Origin of the sequence: Aestuariispira insulae (genome assembly GCF_003385955.1) — a bacterium.
In the GTDB taxonomy this organism is placed as follows: Bacteria; Pseudomonadota; Alphaproteobacteria; order UBA8366; family Aestuariispiraceae; genus Aestuariispira; species Aestuariispira insulae.
Genome location: NZ_QRDW01000013.1, coordinates 77,084 through 90,476, shown reverse-complemented (window position 1 = coordinate 90,476; position 13,393 = coordinate 77,084). Strand labels below are relative to the sequence as shown.

General features: G+C 58.3%; 10 protein-coding genes. 7 read left to right on the top strand and 3 right to left on the bottom strand.

The window, feature by feature from the left end:
- Positions 1-4,223 (bottom strand): two-partner secretion domain-containing protein (locus DFP90_RS20335; RefSeq protein ID WP_115938907.1); only part of this gene is annotated, 4,223 nt, incomplete at its 3' end.
- Positions 4,224-4,235: 12 nt separating this feature from the next.
- Positions 4,236-5,975, bottom strand: coding sequence for a ShlB/FhaC/HecB family hemolysin secretion/activation protein (locus tag DFP90_RS20330; RefSeq protein WP_115938905.1), 1,740 nt, complete (start codon positions 5,973-5,975; stop codon positions 4,236-4,238).
- A gap of 534 nt (positions 5,976-6,509) precedes the next feature.
- Here DFP90_RS20330 and DFP90_RS20325 point away from each other — a divergent pair.
- The 4 genes from DFP90_RS20325 to phnE all read left to right on the top strand — a co-directional run bounded on the left by DFP90_RS20325 (position 6,510) and on the right by phnE (position 10,308).
- Complete coding sequence (locus DFP90_RS20325) at positions 6,510-7,667, top strand: alpha-D-ribose 1-methylphosphonate 5-triphosphate diphosphatase (protein WP_115938903.1); 1,158 nt, start codon at positions 6,510-6,512, stop codon at positions 7,665-7,667.
- Between the two features lie 106 nt (positions 7,668-7,773).
- Positions 7,774-8,664 carry a phosphate/phosphite/phosphonate ABC transporter substrate-binding protein gene (locus DFP90_RS20320; protein WP_115938901.1) on the top strand — a complete coding sequence of 297 codons (891 nt, stop codon included), beginning with the start codon at positions 7,774-7,776 and terminating at the stop codon, positions 8,662-8,664.
- 5 nt (positions 8,665-8,669) lie between these two features.
- Positions 8,670-9,503, top strand: a complete 834-nt coding sequence (locus tag DFP90_RS20315) for a phosphonate ABC transporter ATP-binding protein (protein WP_218044761.1) — start codon at positions 8,670-8,672, stop codon at positions 9,501-9,503.
- Positions 9,496-10,308 (top strand): phosphonate ABC transporter, permease protein PhnE, encoded by an 813-nt coding sequence (gene phnE / locus DFP90_RS20310; RefSeq protein WP_115938899.1) that lies wholly within the window; start codon positions 9,496-9,498, stop codon positions 10,306-10,308. The genes DFP90_RS20315 and phnE overlap by 8 nt, the downstream gene beginning before the upstream one ends.
- A gap of 38 nt (positions 10,309-10,346) precedes the next feature.
- Here the strand turns inward: phnE and phnF are convergent, their stop codons facing one another.
- Positions 10,347-11,069 (bottom strand): phosphonate metabolism transcriptional regulator PhnF, encoded by a 723-nt coding sequence (gene phnF / locus DFP90_RS20305; RefSeq protein WP_245957135.1) that lies wholly within the window; start codon positions 11,067-11,069, stop codon positions 10,347-10,349.
- 133 nt (positions 11,070-11,202) lie between these two features.
- Between phnF and phnG the strand changes: the two genes are divergently transcribed.
- From phnG to DFP90_RS20290, 3 genes are read left to right on the top strand one after another with little or no spacing between them, the layout of a single operon-like run.
- Complete coding sequence (phnG, locus tag DFP90_RS20300; protein ID WP_245957134.1) at positions 11,203-11,688, top strand: phosphonate C-P lyase system protein PhnG; 486 nt, start codon at positions 11,203-11,205, stop codon at positions 11,686-11,688.
- A 2-nt stretch (positions 11,689-11,690) separates the two neighbouring features.
- Positions 11,691-12,302, top strand: coding sequence for a phosphonate C-P lyase system protein PhnH (gene phnH / locus DFP90_RS20295; RefSeq protein ID WP_115938897.1), 612 nt, complete (start codon positions 11,691-11,693; stop codon positions 12,300-12,302).
- Positions 12,293-13,390: a carbon-phosphorus lyase complex subunit gene (locus tag DFP90_RS20290; RefSeq protein WP_115938895.1), complete on the top strand. Its 1,098-nt coding sequence runs from the start codon at positions 12,293-12,295 to the stop codon at positions 13,388-13,390. Before phnH ends, DFP90_RS20290 begins: the two co-directional genes overlap by 10 nt.
- Positions 13,391-13,393 lie beyond the last annotated feature (3 nt).

Genomic DNA, 13,393 nt, shown 5'->3' with positions numbered 1-13,393 from the left:
ACCGCGCCTTTTTGCAGCGCGGTCACGGCGGAGGCGACCTTCAGCACCGCCGAGGCCGCGGTCACGCCCTGCGCGGCGGCCCCGCCTTCGCCCTCGGTCAGGGCCTGGGGCAGGTTGGCGACGCTTTCAACCGCCTGGGTCACATTCTGTTTCAGGGAAACGGAAATGCCCGCCTGTTTGATCTTATGCTCTTCACTGTGGGAGAACGTGTCGCTGGAGGCTTTGAGGTCAATGTCATTGCCCGCGCGGACATTCACATCCCCGGCCGCCGACAGGGTGGCGGAATCGATCACCGCATCCTGGGTGGCCTCAATCGTGATGGCCCCGCCTGAATTCAGGCCGGACACCACCTGGGTCGCGCTGTCGGTATCAAACTTATGCTGTTCCTTGCGCGCGCCTGCGGAAAATCCGACGCCGTCGCCGCTGGCGGAGCCTTCAACAAAGAAGCCGGAACGCTTGGTTTCCAGGAAGTCTTCTTTGACATCCCGGGCGGTGTCGACCAGCACGTCATTGGCCTTGATGGAAAGATCCGAGCCGGCATTAACCGCCGAGGCGGTGATGCGGGCATTGTCGCCCGCTTCCAGGCTCAAGGTGCCGCCGGCGCCAATGACCGAGGATTGCTGTTCGATCTGCAGGCCGTTGGCCTGGAGGCTGGAGGATTTCCAGAAGGATTTCTTGCTGCGGCTGGTATCATAGGTCGCGGTATTCTGGTCCGATGTGATGGTCAGATCATCCCCGGCCTTGAGCGCCAGGTCGCCACCGGCGGCCACGGCGCTGCCCCTGACGGTCAGATCCTCGCCTGCGGTGATGGAAAGCGCGCCATCCACCAGAATCGAAGACCCTTCGACTGTGGTCCTGTCGGATTTGTCATGGCCGCCTTCAAAGACGCTTTCCTTCTTGTCCCGCAGCGCGATGGTGCCGATCTCGACATTGTTGCCCGCCTCTATCGCGGCATCGCCCAGCGCGGTGATCGCGGCCCCTTTCACGGTGACATCATTGCCGGCCTTGAGGGTGAGATCCCCGCCGGAGATCAGCTCGCCCTTGGTCCGTGCCACGGTCTGGATCTCATTGGCCTTGGTTCTCAGATCATAGGTTTCGGTCTGGTTGACCAGATCGCCGTTAACCGCCTCCAAGGAGAGGTCGCCGCCGGACTGGATCCGGCCGCCGCTGTTGACCAGGTCATCCTGGGCGGTGAGCGTGATGGTGTTCCCCGCTTCGATATTGCCGCTGTTGGCAAGCGTGGTACCGGCATCCAGACGGATATCGCTGCCTGCGGCCAGGGTGCCTTTGTCATTGATGACCGAACCGGTGGTGCTGGCCAGATAGATTTTTGGCAGCAAGACCTTATGGCCGTTGATTTCCTGTTCCTCATACCAGACGATATTCTTGGTCAGCGCCTGGATCTGCACCGCGCTCAGGGAGACACCGAATGCCAGCTGGAGATTTCCAGCCGCCTCGACAGCGTTATCCACCAGCTGCTTCATCTGGCCTTCACTGTCCCGGACGGAGGGATCCAGCCAGCGTTTGCCGGTCTCAACCACAATCGTACCATCGATCAGTGTCTTTTCCGCGTTGCGGCCAAGCGCCAGCTTGTCGGAGATCTCGCGCGCCGCCGCGGCCCCCGGAACACGGGCAAGGAAATCCTCACCGGCGAAATAGGTGCCCAGATCGGCAAATTTGGCGCGCCTTTCCACGCTGGCCTCATTGCCGTTGAAATTGCGGATCTCTTCCAAAATCTCCCGGCCACCGGGAATTTCCTCTGCGATATCCAGCGGGTTAAGCGTCAGCTTGCTCGGCTTATAGGGCGTTTCGCTGGTGATCGTGTTGCTGCGCTGCAGGTTGGTGTCATCCACGGTCTGCGAGATGGTGGTATTGTTGATCTGGCCGGTGAAGCTGCCGGTCAGGCTGCCGCCTGCCTGGATGGTGGCGCTGACCGTGTCATAGGTGCTGCGCTCCACCAGGATGGTGCCGCCGCCATTGCCGAACCATTGGCAGGGGCCGCCGACACAACGGTTATAATTGCCGTTCGGGCCGGTGAAATAGAGGTCCTTGGTCAGGTTCACCTGGGTGTTTTGCAGGCTGGTGCCGGTCAGGGCGATATCACCCTTGGCGGAAATGGCGCTGTATTCATTGGTGATGGTGCCGCCGTCAACCGTCAGATTGTTGCCCGAAGACAGCATGCTGGCGGCGGAAGTGGCGGTCACCTGGACTTCATATTGGCGCACCCGGATCGGGCCGAAATCATAATAGGAGGCATAGGCCATGCCCCGGTCCGGATGGGGAACCACGACGGTGGAACCATCCGTCAGATAGGCCCAGCCCGCCCCGGAGATGCCCGCCCCCGGGGGATTGCTCGGCGGGTTGCCCGATGTTTCCGAATAGGACCGGTCAAAGATCTTGACGCTGCCGGTGGTGAATTGCTTGCGCTTGTTGCTCAGCGCATCGGCCCGGATCAGGATATCGCCAGTGGCGGTTTCAATGGTGCCGGACTGGTTCACCACGGCAGTGGCGCGCGCGCCCTCGGTCCCTTCCAGGGTCATTGCGCCAACGGAGAGCAGATACCCTTCATCATTGTCGATTTCATCGGCCTGAACGGTCAGGCTGTCACCGCTGGTGATGTAATGGCTGTTGGTCAGTTTCTGGCTGGCCTTCAGGGTTAGGGCCCCGGTGGCGGTGGCATTGCCGTCACTGTCGATCCCGGCCGATATTTCACCTTGGTTGGTGATGTTCGCCGCATCCACTGTGACGCGGTCCAGGGCGGCGATCACGCCATCGGCTCCGGTGGCGACCGTGCCGTTGGTGGCGGTGATCACGGTTTCCCCGCCGCCATTCACGGTCTCATTGACGGTGACATTGCCATTGGTGGCGGTGATCTCCGCGCGTGTTCCGGCGGACAGGTTGGCCAGGGTGGCATTGTTAGCAACCGTGAGGCTGTTGATATTGCCGGCCTGGATCAGCCCGGTGCTGGTGATATCGGCGGCCTGTGCGGTCAGATCCTGTCCGGCGGTCAGGGTGCCGCCATTGTTCAGATCCTGACTGGCGGTGATCTGGAGATCGCCATTGGCGGTGCCGTTTGCATTGGCATCCAACCCGGCGACGATGCGGCCGTTATTGCTGACGGACCGGGCAGTGACGGTCACCGTATCCAGCGCGCCCGCAACCGCCGCTGCATCCGTGGCAACGGCGCCGTTGCTGGCGCTCAGGCTGAGGCTGCTGCCGCCATTTGCCCCGCCGGTGATGTTGATGTCGCCATTGGCGGAGGAGAGGGTGGTTCCGGTCTTGGCCGACAGGTTTTTCAGAGCAATCCCGCCATCGGCGGTAATCGTGATATCGCCGGTGCCGGCCGCCAGGTCATCCGGCATCTTGACGCCGACCCCGTCTTCGGTGGCAATCACCTCGATCCGGCGGGCATACATGCCGCCAAACAGGGCGCCATCCAGGGCGAGCGCGGGTTTGGCGCTGCCATCATCCGCCTTCACCGTCACCGTGCGCGCGCCATAGTCCATCAGGTTGCGCCCGGTGAAGACACGCAGGTCCTGCGCATTGACCGGCGCGTTGACACGTACCGAGCGGGCGACCAGATCCAGGGCGGCAATATCCTGGGCATTCAGCCCCAGCCCATCGATATCAATCTGGCTGGAATTTTCCACATCAAGGCCGGTCAGATTGCCGTCGTTATATTGTGCCTGACCAGTGGTCAGGGTGGCCCGCGGCGTGTTGATGAAACCGCAGCCATTACAATAAATGCCGTTGGAATTGGAGAGCACATATTGCGCCTGGCCGCCGAAGATTTCCGTGAAACCGCGCAACTGGCTGGCATTGGACCCGGTCACCTCATTGACGATGATCCGGGCTTCCTGCCCCCCCAGATTGGGGTTGGCCAGCAAAACCCCGCCCAGCTGGGAAGTGCCATGGCTGGCGCTGTTATTCAGGATCACCCCCTGGGCGTCCACATTGAATTCCGTGAAACGGTTTTGGGAGACTCCGCTTGCGCTTGGCCTGGTGATATTCACCACCGGCACGCCGTTGGGCGCACTGTCAATGGTGGGCGCCTTGGAGGGATCGCTCTGGTCCGGAACCATCTGGGCCTGGGCCAGGACCGGCTGCAAAGCAAACTGACAGATCAGCAGATAGCTGGCGTAGCGGCGCAAAACCGACGACAGTTTTTCTTTTTTGTCAAATGACAGAGTCTCCTCTGCCCAAAAGGCCATTTTCTCAGTCATGCCAGCTTCCCCCTAGAAACGCAGCGTCGCGTTGAAATTGAATTCGTGGCTTTCTTTTTCCAGATGTTGCGGCGCAGCCAACCCCTGGGAAAATTGAAGATCAAAACGGAAATATCTGGCATCGTTCCGCAGGCCCACCGACCAGCCCGAGACCGTGCCTTTTTCATTGGCATCTCCGCGGTTTGTGAGAACCCGGCCCATGTCAAAAGCGACATAGGGGGTGATTGATCCCACAACCGGCTCAAACAATCCCCAATCCTGATCGATGCCATTGAGCGCCAGCTCGTTGCGCCAATAACCGCCGGTATCGCCGGACAGGCTGTCTTCACGGAAGCCGCGCACCGAATAGAGGCCGCCAACCCCGATCTGTTCGGACCCGAACAACCCGTCTTGGGCATATTGCCAATTCGCGCTGCTGCTCCAGGCCAGCGCCATATTTTCATCCAGGCTGAAATTCCGGGAATAGGCCGCTTCCAGGATCCATTTCCGAAACTGGGCTTTTGCTTCACCGTGATCCTGATCCGGGTCGTCTTCCTTTGCGCCCAGGATTTTCATGCCCCGCTCATGACGGATTTCGGCCGACAAGACGCCATCAAAGGCCCTGCGGCTGTGCGCCAATGCCAGATGGCCAATTGCCAGATTCCGGCTGCTGGACTGGCGGCTATCATCCACGAAATTGCGGGCGCGCTTTCGGGTGATGCCAAGGTCTATGCGGGTTTTGCTTGATTGATCGCGATGCGCCACATGGGATAGCTCCAGCATGTCGCTGGTGCTCAAGCCGCTGTAAAAGAAACTCTGCGTGTCACCCTCAGACAGCGTTTTGTAGCTGTAATAGCTCGACGTATATGTCAGCGTGGAATACCCGAATGGGACGGTGAATGTGCCGGTGGCGGAATTGCTGCGCCTTGTCTGGCGGACACCCCGGGCATTCTTGGAAAAATAGAAGCTCCAGCCATCATTTATGCCCAGAATGTTATCAAGATAGACATTGGCGGTATCCCGCAAAATGCCGGTGGAATTGGTGCCGGAATTATCCCGGCCGATTTCAACCCGGAACGGCCGGGATGTCTTATTGGTCACGGCCACGACGGATGTGCCCGCTTCCTGGCCCGGTTCGATGGACATGGTGGCGTTATTGGACGCCAGCCGGTTCATTTGTTCCAGGCCCTGTTCAATATCCCGAATGTTCAGGACCTCGCCTTCGGACGTCGGGAAAGCGAAATAAAGCTGCCAGCGGTCGGCCCGTCGACCCTCGCCCAAGGTCATATTACTGATCGTTCCCTGCAGAACCTGAATGATCAGGATGCCGTCCTGGAGATCCTGTTCCGGCAGATAGGCCCGGCTGGTCACATAGCCTGCGTCCCGGAAAAGATCATTTAACTGCTGCAGCAGCTGTTGCAGCTGGTTGGTCTTCAAACAGCTTTGTCGCAATGGATCGGTGATTTGCGCAATGTCGGCATCACTGACGATATCGGCATTCAGAACCCGGATCCGATCGACCTGGATGCATCTCTCCGACTCCGGTACGCTCGGATGTTCCGGCTTCTCCTCCGGCTCAGGCGGTTGCAATTCCTTGAGTTTGCGCAGCCTTTCCTGTTCACGGCGGCGCTCCTCCTCCATGCGCAAAAGCTGTTCCTGTTCCCTTTGGATTGCTTGCAATTCGGATGCGGATGGCGTCGCTGCAACAGCGGCCAGATCCGTGAAACCGAACAAAAGACAAAATGCAACCACTTCCGGAGCGCGCGCACGCATCCGGCTCAATAATCCCGCACCGATCACTGAGGACTTCCCCCAACTGCACCAAATTGTTGCCCCAAACGGACATTTAGTTTGGTTGCAAAGATTGCTCAAGCACAATCAATTCGGATTTAATTCGTATTTTAGTTGAATTGCTTGATTCAAAATCCCGACGTTGCCTCGGTTTCCGCCTGCTCCAAGGCAGAAGCGATCTGGTCGGCCAGAAATTGTTTCTTCGAGATTGGTGTATTCCTGACAATTATCAAACACCCCCCTGATTTCGCATATGCCGTGGGGCTGTCTCTCAGAACAAGTCAGAGAGAACCTGTTGGTCAGCTCAGTCCCGCGATCGAAACTCGTTCCTGCAAAACTGGACCTAATGCGGATTCGTCCCCCCGAAACCTGTCACGGTAACGGAATAGTCACGATCCTGTCACGTATCCGAAATTAATTGCATCGCTTTCTATTTCTTGTGGCGAACGTAGTGCACGCCGCCTCTCAAAGAGAGGGGCTGAACCGTTCGGCTTCGATTTAGAGGGAGTGGACGAAATGTTATCGGTGATCGGCGGTCGGGTTCTAGGGGAAGGCGGGGTGCTCCGCGAGGCGGGTGTTACTATTGACGCAGGCCATATTTCGGCAATCGGAAACGAGGACGCCGCAGGAAAATCTGTCCTGGATGCGTCCGGTTATCTGGTATTGCCGGCGATCATTGATTTGCATGGGGATGCTTTCGAACGCCAGATCATGCCCCGGCCCGGTGTACATTTCCCCTTGGATCTGGCCCTGCAGGAAACCGATCGTCAGATGATTTCAAACGGCATTGCCACAGCCTATCATGGGATCACCTATTCTTGGGAACCAGGCCTGCGCGGGCGGGAAACCGCCCTTGAACTTCTGAATGCGCTGGCCGCGCTCCAGGACAGGCTGGCCTGTGACACCCGGGTCCATCTTCGCTGGGAGACCTTTAATACACCCGCTGCCGGAGAGATCGCCGGCTGGATTGAAGAGGGCCGGATCGATCTGCTGGCCTTTAACAATCATCTGGAAATGATGCAGCGTGAACTGGATAACGCACAGAAGCTGGTAAAATATGCCGGTCGTGCCGGCATCAGTGGTGCCGATTTCATCAAGCTGGTCCATGATGTGGCCGCCCGTGCCGATCAGGTGGAAGGGGCGAAAGCGTTACTGGCGGCTTGCGCGGTGGATCATGGCATCCCCTGTGCCTCCCATGATGATGAAACAGCTGAAATGCGGGCCGGGTACCACCAGCTCGGTGTCGGCATCTGCGAATTTCCGGTGAATGAGGAAACCGCGCGCTATGCCATTGATCATGGCGATCCGGTTGTTCTGGGCGGGCCGAACATCCTGCGCGGCGGCAGCCATTGCGCCCGGCTAAATGCAGCGGAATCCGCAAAAGCCGGTCTCTGCTCCATTTTAACCTCGGACTATTACTATCCATCGCTGCTGCAGGCGCCTTTCCGGCTGGTGAATGACGGTATCGTCGATTTCCAAACCGCCTGGAACATGGTGTCCCGCAACCCGGCGCAGGCGGCGGGCTTAACCGATCGGGGTGAGGTTCGCGAGGGGCTGCGGGCGGATCTGGTGATCATTGACGATTCCGATCCCGCCTGTCCCAGGGTGATGGCGACGATCGTCCGGGGACGTCCTGTTTACATGTTTGATGCGGATTATCGCATCTGTGCATAGCGAAGCCGCATATTCGGGGGTTCGCAGTCTGGTAACTGGCGCCTGCATGCTTTGCTAAACGCGCCAGCGTTATTCATCTAAAACAATGTTTAAGGGGTATCAGGATATGTTTCGTAAATTGATAGCTGCCGTGACTTTCGCCGCAGCTCTTGTGGGGTTCCAGGCTGCACAAGCCGACTCCAAAACCATCAAGCTGGCGGTGACCGATCTGGTCGGCATGGAAGAATTGCAGCGGGAATTTGGGGCTTTCACCAAGACCCTGTCCGATGCGACCGGTTATGAAGTCGAGTTTCTGCCGGTTACGAACCGCACCGCTGCGGTTGAGGCGCTTCGCTTTAAAAAGGTCGATTTTGTGCTGACCGGTCCTGCGGAATATGTGGTGATTAAAAAACGTACGGACGCCAAGATCGTGGTCGGGTTTTCCCGCCCCGACTATTTTGCTGTCCTGATCGCACGGGCCAACAGCCCCTATACCCTGGCAAGCCAGCTTAAGGGTCAGAAAGTGGCCATGGGTTCGGTCGGGTCCACCTCCAAACATCTGGGGCCGATCCAGGCGATGGCGGATGCGGGTCTGGATCCGCTCAACGATGTGACCGTCATTAACACCAAGATACCGGTAGCCTGGGAATCCCTTAAGAAAGGGGATGTCGCGGCGATTGGCATGAACCATCTCAAGTTCCTGAGCCTGCGTGACAAGGAAATGGAAAATGGCGGTCTGCAGCCGGGTGACTTCCGGGTGATCGGGCGCGGTCCGGATCTGCCGAACGACGTTTTGATGGTTGGTACCCATGTGGATCCGCAGGTTGTGGATACCGTGCGCAAGGCTTTCGTGGAAAAGTCCAGCGATCTGATCCAGGCGATCCTGCAGGGGGAAGACAACCAGAAATACAAGGGCATGGCCTTCCTGGATACCATCAAGGACGAAGATTACGACTATGTCCGTGCCATGTATAAGACGGCTGGTTATCCGGAATATTCCGACTTTATCGGTAACTGATCGCCATGGGCAGCCTAGCAGAGCAATTCCCGCTTGATGGGGTGCCTGAAGAGAGTGCAGGCACGGTGCCGGTCAACCGTGCCTGCTCCTCCATGCTCGCCGCCTTGCGGGTGAAGGGTTTGTCGAAAAGCTTCGGCGGCGGTGCGGTGCCGGTGTTTCGGGATATCTCTTTTCAAATTCCCAAAGGGCAATCGGTGGCGCTCATTGGCGCAAACGGATCCGGCAAAAGCACCTTGCTGCGCTGCAGCCTCCGTTTGATCGAGCCGGATAGCGGATCAATCATCATCAATGACGAGAACCTCACCGGACTGCGCGGGAGACAGTTGCGCCGAAAACGGGCGAGGGTGGGATTCGTTTTTCAAAAACACAATCTGGTTCCCCGGCTGAGCGTGCTCAGCAATGTCTGTCACGGCAGCCTCTCAAGGGGGCAGGGGGCCCGGGCCTGGCTGCAGGGTTTTTGCCGCCGGGAGGAACGGGCCTTTGCGCTTCACTGCCTGGACCAGGTCGGGCTTGCGGATCTGGCGGAACGTCGGGCGGATCATTTGTCGGGCGGCCAGTCCCAGCGGGTAGCCATTGCCCGCACGCTGATGCAGCGACCTGAAATGATTTTTGCTGATGAGCCGACCGCCAGCCTTGATCCGCAGGCCGGACAAGAAATCATGGAGCTTTTCCACCAGCTCAGCCGGGACGAGGATTTTACTTTCATGTTTGTGTCCCATCAGCTTGACCATGCGCTTGATTACGCGGACCGCGTGCTTGGGCTTAAAGGCGGTGAGCTGGCGATTGATGGACCGGTTGACCATTGGACCGCTTCAAGTCTCAGGGGGCTTTATGACTGAACAGCTTTCCGCCAAGCATCATTTGCCGGACCGTTTTGAGGTACCTTCACCGTTCCGCGCGGCAGGCTTCGCGCTGTTCTTGGGCTTTTTCATGTGGTCGCTGGCGGGCGCAGAAATCTCGATCCGCGATCTTTTGGCCGGTTTACCGAATATGGGACAGATCGCCTCGGAAATGGTGCCGCCGGCAACCGACCGATTCGTGCCCATGCTCCAATCGGTGCTGGTGACCTTTCAGATGGCGCTGGTCGGTACGGTGATCGGTGTGATCATCAGCATTCCTTTGGCGGTGCTGGCGGCGCGCAACCTCTCGCCCGCACCCTGGGTGCAGGTGGCGGTCCGGGGCCTGGTCAGTTTCTTCCGAACGGTACCGGACCTGGCCTGGGCACTTTTCTTTGTGGTGTCGGTTGGCTTGGGGCCTTTTGCCGGAACACTGACCATCATCGTTGACACGATCGGTTTCTGTGCCCGGTTTTTCGCCGAGAATATGGAAGAGACTGATGCCGGGCCGGCCGAAGCATTTTCCGCGATGGGAGCGGGCCGTCTTGATATCGTGATGTGCACGGTTCTGCCGGCAGCGTTGCCCGCGATGACCAACACCACCTTGTTTGCTCTGGAAAAAGCGGTGCGTTCCTCGGTGGTTCTGGGGTTGGTCGGCGCAGGCGGGATTGGCGCGGAGCTGGCCGTTTCCATGGAGATGTTCCGCTATGACCAGGCGGCCATGATCGTGCTTATGATTTTCGTTCTGGTCCTGGCAGTGGAGCGGCTGAGTTCAACAGCACGTAAACGGTTGATTGACGGTCGCTGATGAACGCGCGCGGTGCTGGTACAGGGCCGCGCGCCGAATCAGATCCCGCCAACGATCAATTGAACCCGGTCGCTGGCGAAGCTTGTGAACCCGGTTTCAATGACGCCGCCATTCATGTCGATATCGATATTTTCCGTCAGCAGGATCGGCCGTGTTTTAGGCTGGCGCAGCAATTCCGCGATGCGGGCGGTTGGCAAATGGGACGTGATCCGCGTTTCCTTGCGCTGATAATCGGCAATGCCGTAACTCTTGAAGGCTTCGGTCAAGGAGCCGGTCTCTCTGAAGGCCTCTTCCAGACCTTCAAACCGGATCCCGGGAAGAAAGCTCTCGCTGCAGCAGACGGGAATCCCATCCGCCTCACTGACGGAGAAGAGCCGCAGGACCGGCATGCCTTCTTTTAATTGCAGGTTCCGGGCAACCTTGCCCCGGGCCTTGGTCTCTTCCCATTCCAGCAGGCGTTTGTGCGGCAGTTTCTGTTTCCGGCTGACATTTTGTGAAAATCGGGTTCTCTGGCTCAGGTTATAATCCAATACCGCTTCCTGCACAAAAGTGCCGCGGCCCTGTTCAACCCGGACCAGGTCCGCATCCGCCAGGGCGCCGATGGCCTGACGCACCGTATGCCGGTTCACGCCAAACCGCTTGGCCAGGACCAGTTCGGTCGGCAGCTTTTCCCCCGATGGGAAATCGCCCAGGGTTATTTCCTCTTTCAAGATGCGTTCGATCTGGCGCCATTTTGCCTCTCCGGCCTGCCAATCAATCATTGTTCCCACCCCTGAAAAAACTGTCATGAAAATTTCACCAAGGCGTCACCCGATTTGTGTCGCGAACCCTTTATAACTGAAAAAGATATAGACATCTAGACAAATATTAAAGTCATCCAGATGGGAGAAGTCAGTGAAGGCTATTGAGGATAATAACGGCCAGGAACAGAGCGGCTGGGCGCTCGCCGACCGGCAACGTTGGATGGGAATTCTGGCGCGGGCGGCATGCCGGGATCTTGAAGCATTTCTGGATCAGCTGCCGGACAGTGGCGGCTACGATTTCCTGCGTCTGCCTGAGATTGGCCTGTCCATGGTCCGAGGCCGTGCCGGTGGAACGGGCGATCCGTTCAATCTGGGCGAAATGACGGTGACCCGCTGTTCCCTCCGATTGGCGGACGGCACGGTTGGTCATGGATACATCAAGGGCCGGGATAAACGCCATTGCGAGCTGGCGGCATTGTTTGACGCGCTGTTGCAGCGGGATGAATACCGCCAGGACCTGTTTGCCAGGCTCATCGATCCGCTTGAGAAAAAGTGGCTGGAAAAACGCCATGAACGATCCAGGAAAGCCGCAGCCACCAAGGTTGAGTTTTACACCATGGTTCGGGGGGAGGATTGACCATGAAATCCACAGATATGGATCTTAAACCCGCTTTTTCCGATCCGGTGATGGACTCGACCGAAAGCTACCGTGTGATCATGCAGGCCATGGCAAAGCCGGCCTATGCACATGAATTCCCGCTGGAGATGGATGTGCCGGGCAAGATCGGCGCCGCGGCGGGACAGATTTTGTTGACCATGGCTGATGGCGACACGCCGTTATGGATTGCACCGGAGTTAAGAGACTCCGCGCTTGACCTCTGGATCCGGTTTCACACCGGTTGTCCCCTCGTTGAAAGGCCGGAAGAGGCGACGTTTGTCCTGGCTACGCCTGAAACGGCACTGAAACAGCTGGAAAAGTTGTCGACCGGAAGCCCTGAATATCCCGACCGGGGAGCAACCGTCATCCTGGTGAGCAAAATGATCAAAGCCGACAGCGGGCCGGTATGCAGCGGACCCGGTTTCAAGGAACCGCGCCGGATCGATTTTGACGGGGCATCTCCTGCTCTTTGGTCCCTGATCGGGGAAAGCCGGATGGATTATCCCGCGGGCCTGGATTGGCTGCTGGTCAGCGGCCAGTCGGTCGCAGCCCTGCCCCGGTCCACAAAATTGGAGGATACAACATGTATGTAGCGGTCAAAGGGGGCGAGCGCGCCATTGAAAATGCGCATAAATTCCTGGCGGAAGAACGCCGGGGGGACAAAGACGTTCCAGAACTGAGCCTGGACCAGATCCGCGAACAGCTGAGCCTGTCGATCAGCCGGGTCATGGCGGAAGGGTCTCTTTACGATCCGGATTTGGCAGCGCTTGCAGTCAAGCAGGCGCGTGGTGACCTGATCGAAGCGATTTTCCTGCTCCGGGCCTATCGGACCACCTTGCCGAGATTTGGCTTCACAACCGCGATTGAGACCTCGGACATGTCCCTTGATCGCAGGATCTCGGCAACCTTTAAGGATCTGCCGGGCGGGCAGGTGCTGGGGCCGACTTATGATTATACCCATCGCCTGCTGGATTTTGCGTTGGCGGCGGAAGGGGAAGAACCTCTTCAGGCCGAAACGGCGGACAAGGCGGTTGAGCCGGAAACACCCCGGGTGCTCGAACTGCTCAATCATGAAGGACTGATCGAACAGGCGGCGGCAGGGAATGATCAGGATTGTGAGGTTGGAGACCTCACCCGCGAGCCTCTGGATTTTCCGGCCGGCCGCGATATCCGTCTTCAAAACCTAGCACGTGGCGACGAAGGGTTCATTCTGGCGCTCGGATATTCCACCCAGCGTGGCTATGCCCGCAATCATGCCTTTGTCGGAGAGATCCGGGTTGGTGAAGTGGCGGTGGAGATGGTGCCGGAAGAGTTGGGTTTTGCCATCGAGATCGGGGATATCACGATCACCGAATGCGAAACCGTCAACCAGTTCAAGGGCTCAAAAAAGGTGCCGCCGCAATTCACCAGGGGGTATGGCCTGACGCTTGGCCATAACGAGCGCAAGACCATTGCCATGGCCTTGGTAGACCGTGCCTTGCGTGCAAAGGAGCTGGGTGAAGAGGTCGAGGCCGCGGCCCAGGACGAGGAATTTGTGCTGTCCCATTCGGACAATATCCAGGCAACCGGTTTCGTCGAGCATATCAAGCTGCCCCACTATGTGGACTTCCAGTCCGAACTGGAACTGGTGCGCCGTTTGCGGGCGGAAATGGTGGTCGAGCAGAAACAGGCGGCGGAGTGAAAA

Bases quoted from the DNA above. Each gene is read 5' to 3' on its own strand.
- DFP90_RS20330 (WP_115938905.1), bottom strand. From the start codon at position 5,975: ATGCGTGCGCGCGCTCCGGAAGTGGTTGCATTTTGTCTTTTGTTCGGT.
- DFP90_RS20325 (WP_115938903.1), top strand. From the start codon at position 6,510: ATGTTATCGGTGATCGGCGGTCGGGTTCTAGGGGAAGGCGGGGTGCTC.
- DFP90_RS20320 (WP_115938901.1), top strand. From the start codon at position 7,774: ATGTTTCGTAAATTGATAGCTGCCGTGACTTTCGCCGCAGCTCTTGTG.
- DFP90_RS20315 (WP_218044761.1), top strand. From the start codon at position 8,670: ATGGGCAGCCTAGCAGAGCAATTCCCGCTTGATGGGGTGCCTGAAGAG.
- phnE (WP_115938899.1), top strand. From the start codon at position 9,496: ATGACTGAACAGCTTTCCGCCAAGCATCATTTGCCGGACCGTTTTGAG.
- phnF (WP_245957135.1), bottom strand. From the start codon at position 11,069: ATGATTGATTGGCAGGCCGGAGAGGCAAAATGGCGCCAGATCGAACGC.
- phnH (WP_115938897.1), top strand. From the start codon at position 11,691: ATGAAATCCACAGATATGGATCTTAAACCCGCTTTTTCCGATCCGGTG.
- DFP90_RS20290 (WP_115938895.1), top strand. From the start codon at position 12,293: ATGTATGTAGCGGTCAAAGGGGGCGAGCGCGCCATTGAAAATGCGCAT.